This is a genomic window from Denitrificimonas caeni DSM 24390, from assembly GCF_000421765.1.
GTDB lineage: Bacteria > Pseudomonadota > Gammaproteobacteria > Pseudomonadales > Pseudomonadaceae > Denitrificimonas > Denitrificimonas caeni.
Map to the genome: position 1 here is coordinate 362695 of NZ_ATXQ01000002.1, position 22073 is coordinate 384767.

Sequence of the window (22073 nt, forward strand, 5' to 3'; positions counted from 1 at the left end):
CGATGTTTCCTGAGCAACAAAAAACCCGCTTGAAAGCGGGTTTTTTGTACTTACAATTCAACGCTTAAAAACGTTGAATTTTTGCGTCCAACTCAAGTTGCTGGAGGAATGCATTGAAGTCGACTTGACCAGCACGTGAGGCAAGAATGTCTCGGTACTGCTTCAATTCGCTGCCGTTCAGTGACACATCTGCAGCATTGACGCCGGTTAGGCGCACAACCACATAGTCACCATTACCGAGGTTTAAACCTGCAAACTTAGCAGCACCCGCCTCTGGCTTAGGCATTTTAAACAGCGCTTGTAACACTTCAGGATCAATATTCTCTTGACCACGCGTCGCTGCTTCTACCACCTGCCAAGTCTCTTGCTGGGCTTGTTCAACCGAAGCTTTACCTTCTTGTAAACTGCTTAGCAATGCTTCACCTTGGCTCCGAGCCTGTTCAATCGCACGCTTGGCAATCAATTGCTCACGAATCTGCGTACTGACTTCAGCAAAATCAATGGGCTCTGGACGCTTATGCTCTTTAACACGCAGCACCACTGTGGTTTCTGGATCAAGCTCGATAGCTGTACTGTTAGCGCCCTCTTCGAGGACCTCAGTGCTAAATGCTGCTTGCAATACCTGACGATTAGCAAACAAACCATCCAGTCCTTCACGACCAAAAGGTTCACTGACTTTAATCTCTAAACCCAACTCGCTGGCGGGTTGCTGCAGATCAGCCGACTCATAAGCTGCGCTTTCTAAGTCGCGAACGGCTTCTACAAAGCGCTGTTCAACTTCTTGGGTTTTTAGATCTTGGCTCAACTTCTCTTTCAAACTGGCAAAGGTTGGAATGTCCGCTGCTTGCACATCAAGCAACTTAATCACATGCCAGCCGTAGTCGGTACGCACTGGGACAGAAACCTGCTCTTTCTCAAGCGCATATAAAGCGTCTTCAAATGCTGGTTCATAGACACCTTTTGCGGCAAAGCCTAGATCACCGCCTTGCTCGGCAGAACCTATGTCATCAGACATCTCTTTCGCTACCACAGCAAAGTCTTCGCCAGCATTGATGCGCTCAATTGCACTCTGCGCTGCTGCTTTGGCTTGAGCATCAGTCACTTCACCTGACACTTCAAAGAGGATATGTGCCGCATGACGCTGCTCCGCAAGGTTAGCGATTTCCGCTTGATACATCTCTTGAAGTGCTGCGTCATCCACAGCGACCTGATCAAAGAAGGCTTTCTTATCCAGCTCAATGTACTCAACTACAATTTGCTCTGGAGTTAAAAACTCAGAAGCATTATCGCTGTAGTAAGCCTTAGCTTCTTCATCAGTGACCGTTACTTTATCCAACCCTGGTTTGATGGTCAGCATGGCAAAGTCACGGGTTTGACGCTCTAGGTCAGCAAAAGCTTGCGCTTCTTGCTCGGTAACAAAAGTAGTCGCAGCAATCCCTGCACGCAATTGTCCGGTGCGCATCTCTTGCTCGATCATCTGTCTAAACTGCAAACGGGTGTAACCCATTTGACGAATCACCTGATCAAAACGATCGGCATTAAACTTGCCATCAACCTGGAACTCAGGCGCCAGTAAAATAAACTGATCAATTAAGGCGCTAGAAAAAGCGAAGCCTGACTGATCCGCTGCTTGCACCAGTAACTTACGTGAAATAAGACCTTTCAATGCCGCTTCTGAAAGTAATGCGTCATCAATCAGGCTGGCATCAAAATCTTTCCCAAATTGCTGCAACAGTTGCCTGCGCTGAAGATTTTTTGCTTCAGCTAATGCATCGAGGGTAATTTCTTCACCGTTAACTTTGGCAGCATTATTACTGTTGCTGGTTGAACCTAAAATGGCATCAAAACCAGTAAAAGCAAACAGCACGACAATCAAACCAATAATGGATTTAGAGATCCACCCCGTAGAGTTATCTCGAATATTCTGCAGCATGCATCCCCCGATGTCGCTATTAAAAATAGCTGTGCATTATGGGTAGGGCTAATAAAACAAAGGCGCACCGAATGATGCGCCTTTGTATTCAGTGATACGCGTAAAGCCTGCGCTTTCTATTTTAAGCAGCAAATAGAACGTACCAGTCACACCAGCTTTACAACCAATGTGTAAGAAGCGCTTAGTTAACCGTTAACCGCGTCTTTCAGTGCTTTACCTGCTTTAAAGCCAGGAATTTTTGCTGCTGCAATTTCAATTGGGTTACCAGTCTGAGGATTACGGCCTGTGCGCGCAGCACGATCCTTAACAGCAAAAGTACCAAAACCAACCAACACTACTGAATCACCTTCTTGCAAGGCACCAGTGATGCTTTCGATAACTGCATCTAATGCGCGTCCTGCAACGGCTTTAGGAATATCTGCCGAAGCAGCAACTTTATCAATCAACTCTGACTTGTTCACTCGTAAGTCCCCTTAGGTTTCTTAAATAATTATAATTGCAATTTTGATTCATACAAAACAGCTTTGCTTTCAATCAAAAGACACGGACACCACGCTTTATAGCAAGGTGTCGAAAAGCATGTCAACCACAACAGTATTAATGGGTACTGATGCGATCAGTCGCTTCAGTTTCTCGCGACTCATCCTTCATTAATAATTCAGATGCGACATCAGACAATGGGTCTGGCATGTATTGCAGCGCAATTTGCAGTACCTCGTCAATCCATTTTACTGGCTTGATGTCTAAATCGGCCTTTATATTAGCTGGTATTTCCTTCAAGTCACGTACATTTTCTTCAGGGATGATAACTGTTTTAATTCCACCACGGTGTGCGGCAAGTAGTTTTTCTTTCAAACCACCAATTGCCAGCACTTGGCCACGCAAAGTAATCTCACCGGTCATGGCCACATCAGCGCGCACCGGGATCTTAGTCAATGCCGACACAAGCGCCGTACACATGCCTATACCGGCACTTGGTCCATCCTTAGGGGTAGCGCCCTCTGGCATGTGCAAATGCACGTCACTCTTCTCGTAGAAGTCAGGAGCGATGCCTAATAACTGCGCGCGGCTGCGTACAACGGTCAGAGCTGCAGTCATTGATTCAACCATCACATCGCCAAGCGAGCCGGTTTTGATCAACTGGCCCTTACCTGGCACGACTGCAGATTCGATGGTTAACAACACGCCACCGACTGAAGTCCAAGCTAAACCTGTGACCTGCCCGACCTGATCTTCTAGCTCAGCAGAGCCATAAGTATATTTTTGCACACCTAAATAATGCTCTAAATCATCAGCCGTCACCGTGACTTTAATTTTTTTCTGCGCGGATTGTTCTTTCACCACTTTGCGACACACTTTCGCAATTTGACGTTCTAAACCACGCACACCAGCTTCACTGGTGTACAGGCGCACAACATTAAGCATTGCATCTGACTCAAAAATCAGCTCTGCATCTTTTAAGCCATTGGCTTTCAGCTGCTTGCTGACTAAGTATTTTTTAGCAATATTGAGCTTTTCATCTTCGGTGTAACCCGGCAGACGAATCACTTCCATACGGTCTAATAACGGACCTGGAATATTCATTGAGTTGGCGGTACAAACGAACATCACATCCGATAAATCGTAATCCACTTCTAGATAGTGGTCGTTGAAGCTATGGTTTTGCTCTGGATCGAGTACTTCCAGCAATGCAGAGGCTGGATCACCACGCATGTCTTGACCCATCTTGTCGATTTCATCAAGCAAGAATAATGGATTACGCACACCAACTTTGCTTAAACGCTGAATGATTCGACCCGGCATCGCACCAATATAAGTACGGCGGTGACCTCGAATTTCTGCTTCATCGCGCACGCCGCCGAGGGCCATACGGATGTATTTACGATTGACCGAACGGGCAATCGACTCCGCTAGAGAGGTTTTACCCACGCCCGGCGGACCAACTAAGCAAAGAATCGGACCTTTAAGTTTTTTAACGCGCTTTTGCACGGCTAAATACTCAAGGATGCGCTCCTTCACTTCTTCAAGACCAAAATGGTCAGCTTCAAGAATTTCTTCAGCGCGCTGCAAATCTAAGCGCACCTTACTCTTGGATTTCCAAGGGGTGTTGATTAACCAATCTAAATAGGTTCGCACCACCGATGCTTCGGCAGACATAGGTGACATTTGCTGCAGTTTTTTCAACTCAGCATGGGCTTTGGCGAGCGCTTCTTCGCTCATGCCAGCATCATCAATGCGCTGTTTTAGCACATCCATGTCATTTTGACCGTCTTCGCCTTCACCGAGCTCTTTTTGAATGGCTTTCATTTGCTCATTCAAATAATACTCGCGCTGACTGCGCTCCATTTGCTTTTTCACGCGACCACGGATGCGTTTTTCAACATTAAGCAATTCAAGCTCAGTGTCGAGCACACCCAAGAGCAAATCGACACGCTCAGCAATATCGAGACGGTCCAGCACTGTTTGCTTCTGTCCGAGCTTGAGGGTCATTTGCGCAGCTATTGAGTCGCTCAAGCGGCCGACGTCATCAATTTCACCCAGCGTCGCTAAAGCTTCAGCAGGGACTTTCTTGCTTTGCTGCACAAACGACTCAAAGTGCTCGAATAAAGTATGGCGCAGCACTTCATTTTCAGTGGTGCTGGCGGGTTCTTCGTTATGCAACTGTACTTGCGCGCGCAAGTAGTCGTCACCGGCCAATCCTTCAATAATTTCGCCACGCTGCTCACCTTCAGCCAGCACTTTAACAGTACCGTCAGGCAACTTCAGCAGTTGTAAAATCGTGGCGACGGTACCCACTGTATACAGGGCATCTAGTTTTGGATCGTTGTCTGCAGGTTGCTGCTGCGCAATCAGAAGGATTTTCTTATCGCCTTCCATCGCAGCTTCTAATGCTGCAATTGATTTTTCACGCCCAACAAATAAGGGAATAACCATGTGTGGATAAACCACAACATCTCGCAATGGCAGTAACGGCAATTCGATGATTGTCTTCATTCTTCTCTCTCACTTGCGGCACGCAGGCCGTAATAATATTGGCTAAGCCTGTGATTGAAGATGGGGGCGCCTAACAACAATTACAAGGTGAACAGCACAAATAACAAAAAGGGCCCGTAGGCCCTTTTATCAACACACTGTACGCACTTAAGCGTCAGGTGCTGCTTTCTTCGCTACAGGCTCTTTCGATGCGTAGATCAATAAAGGCTTAGAAGTACCCTCAATCACGCTCTCATCAATCACCACTTTAGTCACATCAGTTTCTGATGGGATGTCATACATGGTGTCGAGCAAAATACCTTCAAGAATGGAACGCAAGCCACGTGCACCGGTTTTACGCAGTAAGGCACGCTTGGCCACAGCATTCAATGCATCTGGACGGAACTCCAGTTCAACCCCTTCCATGTCGAATAACTTGCCATACTGTTTAGTCAGCGCATTCTTCGGCTCGGTGAGGATTTGAATCAGAGCGGCTTCATCGAGCTCTTCCAAGGTTGCAATCACTGGCAAGCGACCAACAAACTCAGGAATCAAGCCAAACTTAACCAGATCATCGGGCTCAACATCACGCAACGCTTCACCGATTTTCTTCTCTTGCTCTTTACTGTGTACTTCCGCAGCAAAACCAATTCCACCTTTTACAGAGCGGTTTTGGATAACTTTCTCTAAACCAGAAAACGCACCACCACAGATAAATAGGATATTGCGCGTATCCACTTGCAAGAATTCTTGCTGCGGATGCTTGCGTCCACCCTGAGGCGGAATCGAGGCAACGGTGCCTTCAATCAGCTTCAATAAAGCTTGTTGAACACCTTCACCTGACACATCGCGGGTAATCGATGGGTTATCAGATTTGCGGGTGATTTTATCAATTTCATCAATATAAACGATGCCCATCTGTGCTTTCTCTACATCGTAGTCGCACTTTTGCAGCAGTTTTTGAATGATGTTTTCGACGTCTTCACCCACATAACCGGCTTCGGTCAAAGTGGTCGCATCGGCAATGGTAAAAGGCACATTCAATAGGCGCGCTAAGGTTTCAGCCAGCAATGTTTTGCCCGATCCAGTTGGACCAATTAGCAAAATGTTACTTTTACCTAATTCAATGTCATCTTTTTTGTCGCGATTGTTTAAGCGCTTGTAGTGGTTATACACCGCTACCGCTAAAACTTTTTTAGCGCGCTCCTGACCAATCACATACTGGTCCAGAATGCCGCTGATTTCTTTTGGCGAAGGCAGTTTATGTGCAGCGCTTTCATCCTGTGCTTCTTGCACTTCCTCACGGATAATGTCATTGCACAAATCAACGCATTCATCACAAATAAAAACCGAGGGGCCAGCTATCAGCTTGCGCACTTCATGTTGGCTTTTGCCACAGAAGGAGCAATACAGCAACTTGCCTTTGTCCTCGCCACTACGCTTATCAGTCATTCGTTCGTTCCAGTTTGGTAGGCTATGAATATAAGATGAAGCCTTCAGTCGGCTTTTTCAACCCATAGACCCACATAAAACATATACAGCAGTACTTTAATGTTGATTAAACCGGCATTTGACGCTTGGTTGCCACATGGTCAATCAAACCGTATTTCACTGCTTCGTCACCGCTCATAAAGTTATCACGATCGGTATCTTTGGCAATAATGTCAATTGGCTGACCCGTATGATCGGCCAAAATTTTATTCAAACGATCACGAATGGTTAAAATCTCGCGCGCATGAATTTCAAAATCAGATGCTTGGCCCTGAAACCCACCTAACGGCTGGTGGATCATCATGCGTGAATGCGGTAAGCAATAACGCTTGCCTGCAGCACCACCAGCTAACAATAACGCACCCATACTGGCCGCTTGACCAATACAAGTAGTCGACACATCAGGCTTAATAAACTGCATGGTGTCGTAAATTGACATCCCAGCCGTGACTGAACCACCTGGTGAATTGATATACAGGTGAATGTCTTTGTCTGGGTTTTCAGCTTCCAAGAATAGCAACTGCGCAACCACTAAGTTCGCCATATAGTCTTCGACTGGGCCAACTAAGAAAATAATGCGCTCTTTGAGCAGGCGCGAGTAAATATCATAAGCACGCTCACCGCGTGATGACTGCTCGACAACCATTGGCACCAAACCGCCAGCGCCTTGAATCTCTTGTGGGTTTTGCATAAAAGTATTGTGTGACATATCTGCCGTAGCTCCCAGATTAATGCTCATCGTCATAAAGACACACAAGCCAGCACTAAGGCTGGCTTATTGGCTAACAGACCTCACAGGCCTGCTAGCACTTGGGTGTCAGCAGAGTAAAATCACTCAGCGCTGGCTTCTTCTTCAGCCTGAGGCGCTGCTGCTGGTTTAACTGCTTCTTCGTAAGCAACAGTAACATCAGTTACTTTGGCTTTCGCTAAAACAGTATCTACAACTTGTTCTTCAAGCACAACCGCACGAACGTCGTCTAACTGCTGTTCGTTTTTGTAGTACCACTCAATCACTTGCTGTGGCTCTTGGTAAGCTGCAGCCATTTCTTCAATGGTGCTACGCACGCGTTGATCGTCAGCTTTGATTTCAAACTGCTTAACCATTTGTGCAACGATCAAACCTAAAGCAACACGGCGCTTAGCTTGCTCAGTGAATAACTCAGCTGGCAATTGGTCAGGCTTGATGTTGCCACCAAACTGCTGAACGGCTTGCACACGCAAACGATCAACTTCGTTAGAAATCAATGCACTTGGCACTTCGATCTCATTGGCAGCTAACAAGCCATCCATCACTTGGCTTTTTACTTTGCCTTTGATGGCTTGATTCAGTTCACGCTGCATGTTCTTGGTTACTTCAGCACGGAAACCTTCTAAACCGCCTTCAGCGTTACCAAACATCGCGAAGAACTCTTCGTTCAGCTCTGGCAGCTCTGGACCTTCAACCTTATTCACAATCACAGTGAACTCAGCTGTTTTACCGGCCAAATCAAGGTTTTGGTAATCTTCTGGGAAGGTTGGCGCGATTTCTTTGGTTTCGCCAGCGCTGCAACCCACTAGAGCGTCTTCAAAACCAGGAATCATACGGCCTGAACCTAGAACTAAAGGTACGTTATCAGCAGTACCGCCAGCAAATGGCTCACCATCAATGCGACCTACAAAATTGATGGTCACTTGGTCGTTCAGCTCAGCAGCACGCTCTACAGTTACAAAGCGAGTGTTTTGCTTACGTAAGATTTCCAGCATGTTATCAACATCAGATTCAGCCACTTCAGCGCTCTGACGCTCAACTTCAATGCCTTCTAAGCCTTTAACTTCAAACTCTGGGAACACTTCAAAGGTTGCGACGTATTCAAGACCTTTCTCTTTCTCGAATACACGCGGCTCAATCGCAGGCTGACCCACTGGATTAAGCTTCTCAGCAACAACAGCTTCATAAAAAGTTGCTTGGATCACATCGCCTAAAACTTCTTGGCGTGCATCAGCTTCATAACGCTGACGAATGATGCTCATTGGCACTTTACCAGGACGGAAGCCTGGTACTTTGGCGCGCTTAGCGGTTTGCTGAAGGCGCTTAGTCACTTCATTTTCAATACGCTCAGCTGGAACGCTAATGTTCATTTTGCGCTCAAGGGCGGAAGTGCTTTCTACGGAAACTTGCATGGTTATTCCTCGTTGAATAGACGTGGCCAGACATACCGACCCTAGAATCAAGGGCATGCATTCTAGTGGTCTCGAACAGAAATATCCATTCAATCCGGCAGAGAATTTGCAGTATTACAATAATCCTTCAATTGGCAGCCATGAAAGTACACGCACGGCAGCGCGTCGCCAGAGTTTACTATTGGGCTCATTGGTGTAGGTTTTGACTCCACCCTCTTGCTGCTCCGTCCAGTAAAGCCGGCCATTGGGCATCGTTTTGATTCGATAAGCATGGGCCGGAATCTCATCATAAAACGCATGATTAATTCGCTGCGCTAAGCGTGGACTGTCAATTACAAAACCCAGCTCAGTATTTAAATTTGCGGAGCGCGGATCAAAATTAAACGATCCAACAAAGACGTGCTGACGATCCACTGAGAAGGTTTTTGCATGCAAACTAGAGCCTGAGCTGCCTAAAAAGCGCTTTTTACCCTTTGAACGCTTCACTTGACTGGGGTTGCGCTGCATCTCATAGAGAATTACACCTGACTCCAGCAACGCCTGTCGACGCTTGGCGTAGCCTGCATGCACCGCAGCGACATCGGTGGCCGATAGCGAATTGGTTAGCACTTTAACCTCAACCCCTTTGCGCACCAACCAAGCAAACGCCTCAACGCCGGACTCGGTTGGTACAAAATAAGGCGAGATCAACTCCACATCGACTTGTGGATCACCAATAATGTCTTGCAACTGCTGAATCAATAATGATTCTTTCTCAGCTTTACCGAGCCCTTTACGCGGATCATCGCTGACCATACGTACATTGACCCACTCAAAAGGAACCTCACCCTGTTCCAGTTGAGTAATAAAGGGGGATTCACGTAATGACTCAACATACTGCTGCGCGCCTTTGCTGGCGGCAATTTGCTCAGCATGCTCACGTAAAGTAGTTAGAGGTAAAGCCTTACTACTGGAGACCACTCGCTCTAAGGGATAACTAGAGGCGCTGTGCCAGTATTTATCGAAGTCCGCTGACACATCGCGCACCGCCTCGCCAACGCTTAACACATCTAGATCAGCAAATAGCACATCATTGGTTGCACCAAAATACTCATCGCCGACATTGCGTCCACCGATAATGCTCAAGGAGTTATCTGCGGTCATCGACTTATTATGCATACGCCGATTAAGCCGAGTGAAATCAGTGAGAAAACCCCACCAGCGCGGCTTGCGCAACATAAAAGGATTGAACAGACGCACTTCAATATTTTCATGGCCGTTCAGACCCGCCAGCACAGCATCGGTATTGCTGGTGTTATTGTCATCCAGTAATAAACGCACACGCACGCCGCGATCAGCCGCCTCGTGTAAAGCCTCAAAAAGCATGGTGCCAGTCATATCGCGCTGCCAAATGTAATATTGCACATCAAGACTGCGCTGCGCATGCTTGGCCAGCATCATGCGCGCCGCAAAAGCATCGTCAGCCTCGATCAGCGGAAAAACACCACTTCGTCCTGCACCATACTGCGCTTCCAAGGGTGCCAGTGCCTTGGCGAAATAGGTATCAGCGACCTGTTCTTTTGTATAGGCATAGGTTTGACTACGTCCTTCTAAAGAAGGCAAATTACTGCAGCCAAGTAGCAGAGCACTTAGACTCATGAATCCCCAGCGTATTAATTTTTTAGTCATATAAGGTCACAAAATGATTGCTCTACATTACCGCTGCTGAATAAATTGCGCTAAATCAAGATCTTGCTGCTCTTTTGCCGCAAATCTGTGTCTATCAGGTAGTCTAGCCCTAATTCATAATGATCAGCAAAACTGAGCATCTAATCTTTCTCTATAAAGGGGTCTGGCCAATGGAGCAAATGCCAAGCTTTAATCGAGCACTTGTGGAAAAATATGACCGTCCGGGTCCACGATACACTTCCTATCCAACTGCGCCACAATTTCACACAGCATTTGCTGTCGATCATTATCGTCAAGCAACTGAGCGCAGCAATACCCAAGAATCAGCGAAACCGTTATCGATATATATCCATATTCCTTTCTGCCAAAGTCTTTGCTACTACTGCGCATGCAATAAAATCATTACGCAAAAGACCAGCCGAGCGGTGGAATACCTTGAGTATCTGAAACAAGAGATTCACTTACAAGCCAGTTTATTTGATAAAAAGCGCTTGGTCACACAATTGCACCTTGGCGGTGGCACACCGACCTACCTGACCCAAGAGCAACTGACTGATTTGATGGACACCTTGCGCAGCGCCTTCAATCTGGATGAAACCGAGCAGCGCCAGTTCTCGCTAGAAGTTGACCCGCGTACCATTACCCCAGCTCAAATCCAACTGCTACGTGACCTAGGCTTTAATCGCATCAGTTTTGGTATTCAAGATTTTGATCCAAAAGTGCAGGAAGCGGTCAATCGCATTCAAAGCGAAGAACAAGTACAAAACTTAATCGATGCAGCACGCAAGGCTGAGTTTCGCTCAATCAGTGCTGACTTAATTTACGGCTTACCGCTGCAAACAGTAGAGAGTTTTGATACCACGCTAGACAAAATCATCGCTATGCGCCCTGACCGCATTGCCGCTTACAGCTATGCGCACTTACCTAAACTGGTACGCGCACAGCGCTTGATCCGTCCTGAAGACATGCCGCCACCCGAGCGCAAACTCGAACTGCTTGAGTTAACCATTCGCCGCTTATGCAGCGCAGGCTATGTTTATATTGGTATGGATCACTTTGCTCTGCCAGAAGATGAACTGGCACAAGCGCGCATCAATGATACTTTGCAGCGCAACTTCCAAGGCTATTCAACCCACGCTGATTGCGACTTGATCGGTTTAGGCGTGTCGTCGATCGGTAAAGTGGGCGACACCTACAGTCAAAACGTCAAAGAGTTGTCGCAGTACTACGCTTATCTAAACAAAGCTGAGTTACCCCTGCACCGCGGCTATCAGCTCAATGCTGATGACAAACTGCGCCGCGATGTGATCAGTGCACTGATGTGTCATAACCGCATTGATATTGCTGCGATCGAAGCCAAGCACGCTATCAACTTCAATGAGTACTTTGCTGATGCGCTGGTGCAACTGCAAGAACAGGTTGAGGATGGTTTAGTGACCATCAGCGATCAAGCCATTGTGCTGTTAGATCAAGGCAACTTAATGATGCGCAGTGTCGCGATGGCCTTTGATGCTTACCTCGGCGAAAAGCAACGCGGCGAGTTCTCGCGCACAGTATAAAACTTGGTTTACCTGCAGCAGACAGCTAAACGTCTGTGTGCTGCAGGTAAACAGGCTTTAGTTTTGCTCATCCAAGTGAAAGCGATGCAGAATCCGGTGCGCTACAGGTGCAAAAACAATACCCAGCGCTGTGACAAACACCAATCCGGCATATAAACCATATAAGGCTAGGAATATTTTTCCTGAGACAGTTACCGGCACGCTGATGGCTCCCAAGCCTCCCAGCAAAAACACCGCGTGCAATAAAGCATCGCGCCAAGACATCTCAGCAAAGTAGATAAAGCCTAAAACCCCAATAGCGATCGAACCGACTATCACCAACACCGCGACAACTGCATGGGAGGCTAAGCGCCAGGAAAACTCGATGCGACTTAAGAGTGGCTGATCTTTCGACTCATACATTAACAACGCTCTCCTGAGCAACTCTGCGGGTAAGCACCAGCGCTTGGCGCAGCTTTCGCTGCAGACTTGCGGGTCAGCTGCGCAGCAATTTTAATTAACGACTTAAAGCTTATATTACACAGTTCCACTTACCAGAGAAGTTCTCTACACTGATGATCGCTGCAATACAGCACTTAGCCACATTTAAGCGCTGGAACTATAAAAATATTATTAAAAGGTGCCAATTTTATGAGCAAAACCACTCAACGTATCAGCACACTGTTCGCTGCGATGGCTTTAGCAGGCGTAGCAAGTTATTCACTGGCCGCCGAGCCGATTAAAATTGCCCTAGCCGGCCCTGTCACCGGTCCTGTTGCCCAGTATGGCGATATGCAATCCATGGGTGCGTTAATGGCCATTGAGCAAATCAATAAAGCCGGTGGCGTCAATGGCAGCATGCTGGAAGCTGTGACCTATGATGACGCTTGCGACCCTAAGCAAGCGGTAGCCGTCGCCAATAAAATCGTCAATGACGGTATTCAATTCGTCGTCGGTCACCTGTGCTCAGGCTCAAGCCAGCCTGCTGCGGACATCTACGATGAAGAAGGCATCATGATGATCACTGCCGCCTCAACCGCACCTGAGTTGACGGAGAAAGGCCACACCCTGATTTTCCGCACAATCGGCCTCGACACCATGCAAGGCCCAACGGCGGGTAACTACGTGGTTGAACAACTCAAACCCAAGCGCGCGGCCATTTTGCATGATAAACAGCAGTACGGTGAAGGCATTGCCACCTCGGTTAAAAAAGCGTTGGATGATGCCAAGATTCCAGTGGTTTTATTTGAAGGTGTGACCGCTGGCGATAAAGATTTCTCGGCACTGATTGCTAAACTGAAAAAAGAAGACGTTGATTTCGTTTACTTCGGTGGTTACCACCCAGAAATGGGCATGCTGCTGCGCCAATCGGCAGAAAACAAGTTCAGCGCACGCTTTATGGGTCCTGAAGGTGTGGGTAACAGCGACATCTCAGCAATTGCTGGTGACGCCTCCGAAGGCATGCTGGTGACATTGCCAAAAGCCTTTGATGAAGACCCAAAGAACGCACATTTAGTTGCAGCCTTTAAAGCTAAAAAGCAAGATCCACGTGGCGCCTTTGTCTTCCCTGCCTACGCAGCGGTACAAGTGATGGCTGATGCGATGACCATCAGCAAATCACAAGACCCTGAAAAAGTTGCACAAGCGCTGCGCAGCAACAGCTTCGACACACCAACAGGCGTCCTTGAGTTTGACGACAAAGGTGACCTTAAAAACTTCAGCTTTGTAGTCTACGAGTGGCACGCTGACGGCAGCAAAACAGCTCTAACCGAGTAATTTAACTGTCTTAAGCCTCGCCGTTCAGTGGTTGAGCGTGCGAGGCTGTTTTGTTTGCCGGATATTCTTATGAACGAAGCATTTTTTTACTTCCTCCAACAGTTGCTCAACGGCCTAACCGTCGGCAGCACCTATGCCTTGATTGCCATTGGCTACACCATGGTTTACGGCATTATTGGCATGATCAACTTCGCCCATGGCGAGGTGTATATGATCGGCAGTTACGTTACTTTTATTGCGCTGACTGGGCTGGCCATGCTCGGCCTAGAAAGTTTACCGCTGATGATTTTTGGCGCTTTTGCGCTGAGTATTATTGTCACCAGTGCTTACGGTTACAGTATTGAGCGCGTGGCTTATCGTCCACTGCGCGGTAGTAACCGTTTAATCCCACTGATCTCTGCGATCGGTATGTCGATTCTGCTACAGAACTTTGTGCGCATTGCCCAAGGCGCTCGTGATGTCGCGATGCCAAGCGTAGTCACCGGCGGCGTTACCATTGGCGATGAAGCCAGCTTTCACGCCAGCTTGTCGTACATGCAAATTATTATTTTCGCTACCACTTTGATCACGATGATTGCTTTGAGCATTTTCATCTCCCGCTCTCGCACCGGCCGCGCCTGTCGTGCTTGCTCTGAAGACATTAAGATGACTGGGCTTTTAGGTATTAACAGTAATGCCATTATTGCCATCACATTTGTGATTGGAGCGATTTTAGCGGCGGTTGCCGGCGTACTACTCAGCCTCTATTACGGTGTGGTCAATCCCTACATCGGTTTTATGGCCGGCCTCAAAGCCTTTACTGCAGCGGTACTGGGCGGTATTGGCAGTATTCCTGGCGCAGTTCTCGGTGGACTGGTACTCGGAGTGACTGAAGCGATGACCTCAGGCTATTTCAGCAGCCAATATAAAGACGCAGTGGCTTTTGCTCTGCTGATTCTAATTCTGTTATTTCGTCCGACCGGTATTTTGGGACGCCCAGAAGTGGAGAAAGTCTGATGCGCTTGTATTTTAAATCGGCGATTTTTTCCGCAATAGTGGTATTGATTTTAAGCGCGGTATTACTCGGTGTACGCCTCGCTCAAGTCGGGACAGAACTGACTTTAGTTGGTGCAGAAGACTCGGTGTTATGGAAAGTCGCTGCAGCCAGTCTACTGATTTTTTTCTATAATCTATTTCGCGATCCGATTGAACGTGTACTCGGTCTGATCCCAAAACCAACCCTATCCGCAGGCATACGTGACATCAGTCAACGTCAGTTTGTACAGCGTATCGTCTGGTGTTTTTTAATCGCCGCAGCACTGATTTTTCCTTTCATAGGCTCACGCAGTCAAATTGATTTAGCGACGCTGGTGCTGATCTACGTGATGCTTGGTTTGGGTCTCAACATTGTTGTCGGCTTAGCCGGCTTGCTCGACCTTGGCTATGTCGGTTTCTATGCGGTCGGTGCGTACACCTACGCCATGCTGGCCTTGTACTTTGGCGTGGGCTTTTGGACCGGCTTAATCGCTGCAGGGATTATGGCGGCATTCTTTGGCTTTATTTTAGGCTTTCCGGTGTTGCGCCTGCGCGGTGACTATTTAGCTATTGTTACCTTGGGCTTTGGTGAAATCATTCGCATCATGCTCAATAACCTCACCGATTGGACCGGTGGTCCGCGTGGTATTGGTAACATTCCGAAACCGACATTATTCAACCTAGAGTTCAGTAAACGCGCCAGCGAAGGCTCGCAAACCTTCCATGAGTTTTTCGGTATTGCCTTTAACTCCAATCACCGCGTGATGTTTCTCTACTTGCTCGCGTTGGTATTGGTACTGATCACCGTGTTTGTGATTAATCGTCTGATCCGGATGCCAATTGGTCGCGCTTGGGAAGCCATGCGCGAAGACGAAATTGCTTGCCGTGCACTGGGGATGAACCCAACTAATATCAAACTCAGCGCTTTTACCATCGGTGCAACCTTTGCAGGTTTTGCTGGCAGCTTTTTTGCCGCGCGCCAAGGCTTTATCAGCCCCGAGTCCTTCACCTTTATTGAGTCAGCGATTATTTTAGCCATTGTCGTTCTCGGTGGTATGGGCTCGCAAATTGGCGTTATTTTGGCAGCTATTGTGATGACCGTACTGCCCGAGATGGCCCGTGAGTTTAATGAATACCGCATGCTGTTATTTGGCTTGATGATGGTGCTGATGATGATTTGGCGACCACAAGGTTTGCTACCGATGAAGCGACCGCACATGGAGTTGAAGCCATGAGTCATAGCATTTTAGAAGTCTCAGACTTGACCATGCGTTTTGGCGGTTTGTTAGCGGTGAACGGCGTTGGTTTGACTATCAAGCAAGGACAAATTGTCTCGATGATTGGACCAAACGGTGCGGGAAAAACCACCGTATTTAACTGCCTCACCGGTTTTTATCAGCCTACCAGCGGTAAAATTGTCTTTGCTGGCGAAGAAATCCAAGGCTTGCCGGGCTATAAAATCGCCCGCAAAGGCATGATTCGCACCTTCCAACATGTGCGCTTATTTAAAGACATGACGGTGCTGGAAAACTTATTAGTCGCCCAGCATCAGCATCTCAATAACAGCTTATTAGCCGGTCTGTTCAAAACCCGTAGTTATCGCCAAGCTGAAAAAGAGGCGCTGGATAACGCCGTATTCTGGCTGGAGAAAGTGCGTTTAGTTGAAGACGCGAACCGTGAAGCCGGTACCCTCGCCTACGGCCAGCAACGCCGTTTAGAAATCGCGCGCTGCATGGTCACCCGCCCATCGCTACTGATGCTAGATGAACCGGCGGCCGGCTTGAACCCCAGTGAAACCGATGAGTTAAAGCAGCTGATTAAAGATTTACGTGATAACCACGAGATTAGCGTGTTGTTAATCGAGCATGATATGAAGCTGGTGATGGATATCTCTGACCATATTGTCGTGATCAACCAAGGCACACCGTTAGCCTCTGGCACACCAGAGCAAGTACGCAATAATCCTGCGGTGATCAAAGCTTATCTGGGGGAAGAATAACCATGCTGGTGATGAACAATGTCTGCACCTATTACGGCAAAATCCAAGCACTGCATGATGTCTCGATTCAGGTTAATCGTGGTGAAATTGTTACACTGATCGGTGCCAATGGTGCCGGAAAAACCACGCTAATGATGACGCTGTGTGGCGATCCGCAAGCCGCCAGTGGCGAAATCATTTATGAAGGCCAGCATTTGCGCGGCAAAACCACCGCGCAAATCATGCGTATGGGTATGGCGATTGTGCCGGAGGGTCGTCGCGTGTTTGCCCGTCTGACGGTTGAAGAAAACCTTGCCATGGGTGCGTTCTTCTGTGATGACAAACATGTCAAAAATGAACGCTTGGATCGTGTGCTGTCCTTATTCCCAAGGCTGCATGAGCGCTTTCAACAGCGCGCCGGCACCATGAGTGGTGGCGAACAGCAGATGCTGGCGATTGGTCGCGCATTAATGAGTGAGCCGCGTTTATTACTACTCGACGAGCCTTCTTTGGGTTTAGCGCCAATTATCATTCAGCAGATCTTCCAGATTCTCGAACAACTGCGTAATGATGGCGTCACCGTATTTTTGGTTGAGCAAAATGCTAACCAAGCGTTAAAACTGGCCGATCGCGGTTATGTGATGGAACACGGACGTATCGTCTTAGAAGATACCGGAGCGAACCTGCTAAGCAATGAAGCAGTGCGCCAAGCCTATTTAGGTGGTTAATCTTTTGCTATGCCAGTGACGCCGCGCTTTGCGCACGGCGTCACTTTACTCTTATGCTGAGTGACGTTTTTCCCACATTTGCGCTGCTTCGCTAAAGGCGGCATCACGCTCACGGCCCAAGCCGCGTAACGCTAAGGCCATAGTCGCGAGAATCGCTTGCTCAGCGTACAAGTCCTGCTCTGTCCCCTGCCATACCGCTAATAAACGCTCGGCATCTAAGCTTTGCGCTTTCACCTGACGTCCAATTTGCGCTGGCCACTCCTCAGTCCAAGCCTGGCCGTCAGTGGCTCCCAGCAACTGATCGGTAGCATCAGGGCGTACTTCAATTTCACCGCCATCACCTTTAATCACTAACGCATGATCACCAAGGATGACATTGGCTTGTTGATGCACAACTTGATAACCCGGATGGAAAATACTTTGCAGGCCGCAGCGTGCCGACAACGGATTGAGTAAACGCGCCAGCGAATGCACCGGAGAACGCAGCCCTAAGGTATTGCGCAAATCAATCATGCGCTGCAAACGCGGCATCCAAACGCCTAAGGGGATAAAGGCAATATTATCGCGCTCAATATGTTCAGCCACTTCATCCCATGAATTACAGGACTTAATCGCTAACGCATCGAGCAAGTCTTCAGCATACATGCGGCCCGCGCTATGGCGGCCACCACCGTGCATCACAATGCGCACGCCATTATTGGCCAGCGCTTTGGCCGCTAACATAAACCAAGGCAACTGACGGCGCTTACCAGCATAGGCAGGCCAATCGAGATCCACAGCAATCGCCGGTGCAGTCACACGTTCGCGCACAGCCAGAGTAAAACCGGCCAATTCTTCTGGGGTTTCTTCTTTAAAGCGCAACAGCATTAAAAAAGCACCCAACTGGGTGTCTTCCACTTTGCCATCGAGCATCATGCCCATCGCTGTATAGGCTTCTTCTTGGGTTAAACCACGTGAGCCTTTTTGTCCTTTACCTAAAATACGTACAAAAGAAGCAAAAGGATGTTCCATCGACTCACTCATTACCGCACTCCAAACCGCTAATATTTATTAATACTGGCACAGCATACGTGGTTTATTCGCAGCAAGCATTGACATGGTTTGACCTATATCAAGCTTTGTTGCGCAGGCTTATTTAAAAGCAATTGGCAGGTTTAGGCAGCCCTGCCAGACGCGCAGCTAACTTAGCTGGCATGCCATTAAATAAACCGTTCAAGTACAAGCTATTGCCTTTGTCTTTACCCAAATTCAACGCGACATATTTAACCAACGCACGATTGGCTGGCGACAACTGAAACTGAGTGTAAAACTGCTGTAATAAATACAGAACCTCCCAGTGCGCATCGGTCAGTTCCATGCCTTCACGTGCGGCCAGCGCCTGCGCCACTTGGGGTGACCAATCCGCAAGACTGCACAGACAGGCATCTTGATCGAGAGCAATCTCACGCCCTTCAACAACTAAAGTATCCACACTCATGTCCAGCTACTCACCCGTGAGTATGCAACGCACAGGGCAACAAAAGCAGGATAATCCAGCAAAGTTACCGGCAGAGCCTCTGCATCAATAGCGCGCGCCAGCACATCTTCTTCCAGGGCGTATACCTTGCAGCTGTGATCAATACCTTGCAGTTGCTGAGCAGCCAGACTACCCGCGCGCAAAGCCTGTACAGCCTCACCACAGAAAACAATGCCATCACCCGCAGACAAGACGCGCAAGCAACTGCTCAATTGCGTCGTTTGCGTGGGTGCAGCATTTATAATATGTAAGGTCGTCATCACAGTGTCATCACATAATCATGTTGGCGGATCAATTGTTGGATGCGTTGATCATCCACGCGCTCGGCCGTCAGTGCTAACGGGTTGTCCGCTAAACCTCGCACAGTTAAACAATGCTGCGCGACATAGAGCTGCTCAATGCCAAACATCGGCAGTGCTTGTAAATTGGCCGACAGGTCTTTTTGCTCAAGTGCTTGCGGCTGTTGTTGATCGAGCAACTGCAACACGCCATCATCCATAAACAAGATACTCAGCGGCAAATCAAAAGCGCCAGCAGCGAGGGCAATATCCAAGGCTTCTGCTGCACCGATCCCTGCCCAAGGCGCTTGACGACTGATCAATAACACAGACTTAGCCATCATTCGCCTCCAAAGCTGATACAGCGATCAGCCTGTTGTAAAGCATCGTGCAATTGGCCTAATCCTGATAATTGATAACCATCGGCAAGATTGACCGCTTCGCGCTGATAGCGTTGTGCTTCGGCCTGATCGAGCACACCACGGCGTAACGCCGCAGCAATACACACCACCGCATCGAGTTTATTTTCCGTAATAAATGCCTGCCACTGCTTGGCAATATCCTGCTGATCCTGCGCGACCACAAGATTATTCGAGGCAGTTAACACACCGTCTTGATAGAAAAACACCCGCACAATTTCATGCCCTGCTGCCAACACGGCTTGGGCAAAACGCAGCGCCCGACGCGTCGCAGGTGCGTTACTTGAAGACAATACATTGATTACAAACTTCATAGCTGATCATCGCGCTAAATTTTACGAAGTTTAGCAGATTAGCTAAAGCACAGCCCGTTCACAGCACAAGCCAGTTTATTCAAAACGACATAAACGCATTTTTAACGCTATTGATTTATTCACAACAAAAGCTACTCAAACTCAATTGTTATAGTATAACATATTAATCGTTACGCAGTTTCTGGCCAGAAACATCCTTTCTCTTATCAAAATCATATAGGTTTTAAGATGTTGCCCAATAGACACCCTCTTGTGCTTGCTATCAGCCTAGCGGCACTACCTTTAGCTCAATCTCATGCGCAAAATGCCGGCACCGCACAACTGCCCACGACTGTTATCAGCGCCAGTGCGCTGGCTCAATCTGCCACGCAAATGGTCAGCGCATCAGAGGTACTCGAAGGCTCGCAACTCTTACTGCAGCGGCAAGCCACCTTAGGCGATACGGTGAAAAATATTCCTGGGGTGCGTGGCAGCTCATTTGGTGCCGGTGCCAGCCGTCCGGTGATCCGCGGTATGGATGGCGCACGTGTCAGAGTGCTGTCGGATGGCGTCGGTATGCTGGATGCTTCAACGCTAAGCGCTGATCATGCGGTGACCACCGAGCCACTGCTACTGGAGCGCATCGAGGTTCTTAAAGGCCCAGCTACCCTGCTGTATGGTGGCGGTGCCATTGGCGGCGTAGTCAATCTGATTGATAAAAAAATCCCCACCCAGCAACCTGAAAATGGCCATCAAGTTGATCTTGAATGGCAAGGCAACACAGTGGCTAAAGAAAGCACCGCTATCGCTGGTGCAACCTTAGGCTTAGAAGATTTTGCTCTGCGAGTCGAGGGTTTAAAGCGCGATGCTGATCCTTATCGTCTAGCGGGTCATGAAGATGGCTCTCGCTCGAAAAAACAAACAGGTTCGTACAACGACACCAGCACTGGGACTCTAGGTTTGAGCTGGATTGGTGATGAGGGTTATTTAGGCGTGGCCTATACCCGCCAAGCCAATGAATACGGTTTGCTCGCGCACGAAGAAGGTCATTGCCACACCCACGGGCATGGCGCAACACTGCACTGGCATTGCGGCAGCCACGGCGGTGGACACAACCATGATCATGATCACGGCGCACCTTATATTGATATGGTGCAAAAACGCTGGGATGTGCGTGGTGAATATAACAATCCTTTTGCTGGATTTAGCTTGGCTAAACTACGCTTGGCGCACACCGATTATCAGCACGAAGAAATTGAAGGTCAGGATGTCGCGACACGCTTTGATAATAAAGCCACTGACGCGCGTTTAGAGTTGACCCATGACCCCCTATTTGGCTGGCGTGGCACCATCGGCGGACAAAGTACTCGTCGTAATTTTAAAGCGTCAGGTGAAGAAGCCTATGTACCCGCCACTTTAACCAACAATCATGCAGTGTTTGTTTTAGAGGAATACCAATGGAAGGATTTGCGTTATGAGCTCGGTTTACGTCATGAATGGCAAAACATTGATGTGCGTAAAGGTACAAAACCCAATAGAAATCACCATGGCACTTCAGTATCTATAGGTGCAGTGTGGGACTTCGCTGCTGATTACAACCTTGGTGCGTCGTTTTCACGCTCGCAACGCTTACCTGAAGCTGAGGAGTTATATGCCTTTGGTCCGCACGCAGCGAGTCGCACTATTGAGCAAGGCAATACTCAGCTTGATAAAGAAACATCACACAACATTGAGCTCACTCTACGCAAACACCAAGGTGCTTTAACCTATAGCCTGAGTCTCTATCAAAACCGGATCAATGATTATATTTACGGCAAAGATACTGGTAAACGCCCTGGAGCTGATTATCGGGTTATTTCCTACCAGCAGGACAATGCGGTTTTTCGTGGTGTTGAAGGTCAAATGGCTTATCAATTCAGCAATGGTTTTACTAGCACAGTATTGGCTGACCATGTGCGCGGAAAGTTACGCGGCAAAGGGGGTGATTTAGCGCGTATCCCTGCGGATAGAGTGGGCTTGCGTTTACAGCATACCTTTACTTCTGCACTGGATGGTCAGGTTGAATTATGGCGAGTACAACAGCAAAACAATATTGCTGATTACGAAACTAAAACGTCAGGCTATAACATGCTGGGTGCCGCGCTGAACTATCAAGGACAGCTATCCAGCAGTGATTACACCCTGTATTTGCGTGCAGATAACCTGTTAAACGTTAAGGCGCGCGAGCACTCTTCTTTTATTAAAGATGATGTGCAACTACCCGGCCGTAATCTGACTGCGGGTGTTAAGTTCAGTTTTTAACAGTACC

20 protein-coding genes are annotated in these 22073 nt (G+C 48.1%); 7 read left to right on the plus strand and 13 right to left on the minus strand.

Going from position 1 to position 22073, the window contains the following annotated elements:
* Nucleotides 1-64: 64 nt before the first annotated feature.
* The 7 genes from H591_RS0104625 to H591_RS0104655 form a co-directional block, all read right to left on the minus strand.
* Nucleotides 65-1933, minus strand: coding sequence for a SurA N-terminal domain-containing protein (locus H591_RS0104625; RefSeq protein ID WP_022965782.1), 1869 nt, complete (start codon nt 1931-1933; stop codon nt 65-67).
* Nucleotides 1934-2118: 185 nt separating this feature from the next.
* Nucleotides 2119-2394, minus strand: coding sequence for an HU family DNA-binding protein (locus H591_RS0104630; protein ID WP_022965783.1), 276 nt, complete (start codon nt 2392-2394; stop codon nt 2119-2121).
* 136 nt (nt 2395-2530) lie between these two features.
* A complete protein-coding gene (gene lon / locus H591_RS0104635) occupies nt 2531-4927 on the minus strand; it encodes an endopeptidase La (RefSeq protein WP_022965784.1) in 2397 nt (798 codons plus the stop codon).
* Nucleotides 4928-5074: 147 nt separating this feature from the next.
* Nucleotides 5075-6358: an ATP-dependent Clp protease ATP-binding subunit ClpX gene (clpX, locus tag H591_RS0104640; protein ID WP_022965785.1), complete on the minus strand. Its 1284-nt coding sequence runs from the start codon at nt 6356-6358 to the stop codon at nt 5075-5077.
* 106 nt (nt 6359-6464) lie between these two features.
* Complete coding sequence (gene clpP, locus H591_RS0104645; RefSeq protein WP_022965786.1) at nt 6465-7106, minus strand: ATP-dependent Clp endopeptidase proteolytic subunit ClpP; 642 nt, start codon at nt 7104-7106, stop codon at nt 6465-6467.
* A 122-nt stretch (nt 7107-7228) separates the two neighbouring features.
* Complete coding sequence (tig, locus tag H591_RS0104650; protein WP_022965787.1) at nt 7229-8557, minus strand: trigger factor; 1329 nt, start codon at nt 8555-8557, stop codon at nt 7229-7231.
* 114 nt (nt 8558-8671) lie between these two features.
* Nucleotides 8672-10195, minus strand: coding sequence for a phospholipase D family protein (locus H591_RS0104655; RefSeq protein WP_022965788.1), 1524 nt, complete (start codon nt 10193-10195; stop codon nt 8672-8674).
* 200 nt (nt 10196-10395) lie between these two features.
* Between H591_RS0104655 and hemN the strand changes: the two genes are divergently transcribed.
* Nucleotides 10396-11784 carry an oxygen-independent coproporphyrinogen III oxidase gene (gene hemN, locus H591_RS0104660; RefSeq protein WP_022965789.1) on the plus strand — a complete coding sequence of 463 codons (1389 nt, stop codon included), beginning with the start codon at nt 10396-10398 and terminating at the stop codon, nt 11782-11784.
* A gap of 57 nt (nt 11785-11841) precedes the next feature.
* Here hemN and H591_RS0104665 read toward each other — a convergent pair whose 3' ends face one another.
* Nucleotides 11842-12186, minus strand: a complete 345-nt coding sequence (locus H591_RS0104665; protein WP_022965790.1) for a hypothetical protein — start codon at nt 12184-12186, stop codon at nt 11842-11844.
* A 228-nt stretch (nt 12187-12414) separates the two neighbouring features.
* On the opposite strand from H591_RS0104665, the gene H591_RS0104675 reads away from it, so the two are divergent.
* From H591_RS0104675 to H591_RS0104695, 5 genes are all read left to right on the plus strand, one after another.
* A complete protein-coding gene (locus H591_RS0104675) occupies nt 12415-13539 on the plus strand; it encodes a branched-chain amino acid ABC transporter substrate-binding protein (protein WP_022965792.1) in 1125 nt (374 codons plus the stop codon).
* A 69-nt stretch (nt 13540-13608) separates the two neighbouring features.
* Nucleotides 13609-14535 (plus strand): high-affinity branched-chain amino acid ABC transporter permease LivH, encoded by a 927-nt coding sequence (livH, locus tag H591_RS0104680; RefSeq protein ID WP_022965793.1) that lies wholly within the window; start codon nt 13609-13611, stop codon nt 14533-14535.
* Nucleotides 14535-15788 (plus strand): high-affinity branched-chain amino acid ABC transporter permease LivM, encoded by a 1254-nt coding sequence (locus tag H591_RS0104685; protein ID WP_022965794.1) that lies wholly within the window; start codon nt 14535-14537, stop codon nt 15786-15788. Before livH ends, H591_RS0104685 begins: the two co-directional genes overlap by 1 nt.
* Complete coding sequence (gene livG / locus H591_RS0104690; protein ID WP_022965795.1) at nt 15785-16552, plus strand: high-affinity branched-chain amino acid ABC transporter ATP-binding protein LivG; 768 nt, start codon at nt 15785-15787, stop codon at nt 16550-16552. Before H591_RS0104685 ends, livG begins: the two co-directional genes overlap by 4 nt.
* A 2-nt stretch (nt 16553-16554) precedes the next feature.
* A complete protein-coding gene (locus H591_RS0104695) occupies nt 16555-17259 on the plus strand; it encodes an ABC transporter ATP-binding protein (RefSeq protein ID WP_022965796.1) in 705 nt (234 codons plus the stop codon).
* A gap of 51 nt (nt 17260-17310) precedes the next feature.
* Here H591_RS0104695 and H591_RS0104700 read toward each other — a convergent pair whose 3' ends face one another.
* From H591_RS0104700 to tusD, 5 genes are all read right to left on the minus strand, one after another.
* On the minus strand, nt 17311-18282 hold the full coding sequence (locus tag H591_RS0104700) for a glycosyl transferase family protein (RefSeq protein WP_022965797.1): 972 nt from the start codon (nt 18280-18282) through the stop codon (nt 17311-17313).
* A gap of 112 nt (nt 18283-18394) precedes the next feature.
* A complete protein-coding gene (locus tag H591_RS0104705) occupies nt 18395-18730 on the minus strand; it encodes a TusE/DsrC/DsvC family sulfur relay protein (RefSeq protein WP_028244184.1) in 336 nt (111 codons plus the stop codon).
* 2 nt (nt 18731-18732) lie between these two features.
* Nucleotides 18733-19035: a sulfurtransferase complex subunit TusB gene (tusB, locus tag H591_RS0104710; protein WP_022965799.1), complete on the minus strand. Its 303-nt coding sequence runs from the start codon at nt 19033-19035 to the stop codon at nt 18733-18735.
* Entirely contained in the window at nt 19035-19394 is a 360-nt protein-coding gene (gene tusC / locus H591_RS0104715; protein WP_022965800.1) for a sulfurtransferase complex subunit TusC, read from the minus strand. The genes tusB and tusC overlap by 1 nt, the downstream gene beginning before the upstream one ends.
* Nucleotides 19394-19786 carry a sulfurtransferase complex subunit TusD gene (gene tusD, locus H591_RS0104720; protein WP_022965801.1) on the minus strand — a complete coding sequence of 131 codons (393 nt, stop codon included), beginning with the start codon at nt 19784-19786 and terminating at the stop codon, nt 19394-19396. The genes tusC and tusD overlap by 1 nt, the downstream gene beginning before the upstream one ends.
* Nucleotides 19787-20014: 228 nt before the next feature.
* On the opposite strand from tusD, the gene H591_RS0104725 reads away from it, so the two are divergent.
* Nucleotides 20015-22066: a TonB-dependent receptor gene (locus H591_RS0104725; protein WP_022965802.1), complete on the plus strand. Its 2052-nt coding sequence runs from the start codon at nt 20015-20017 to the stop codon at nt 22064-22066.
* The last annotated feature ends 7 nt before the right edge of the window (nt 22067-22073 follow it).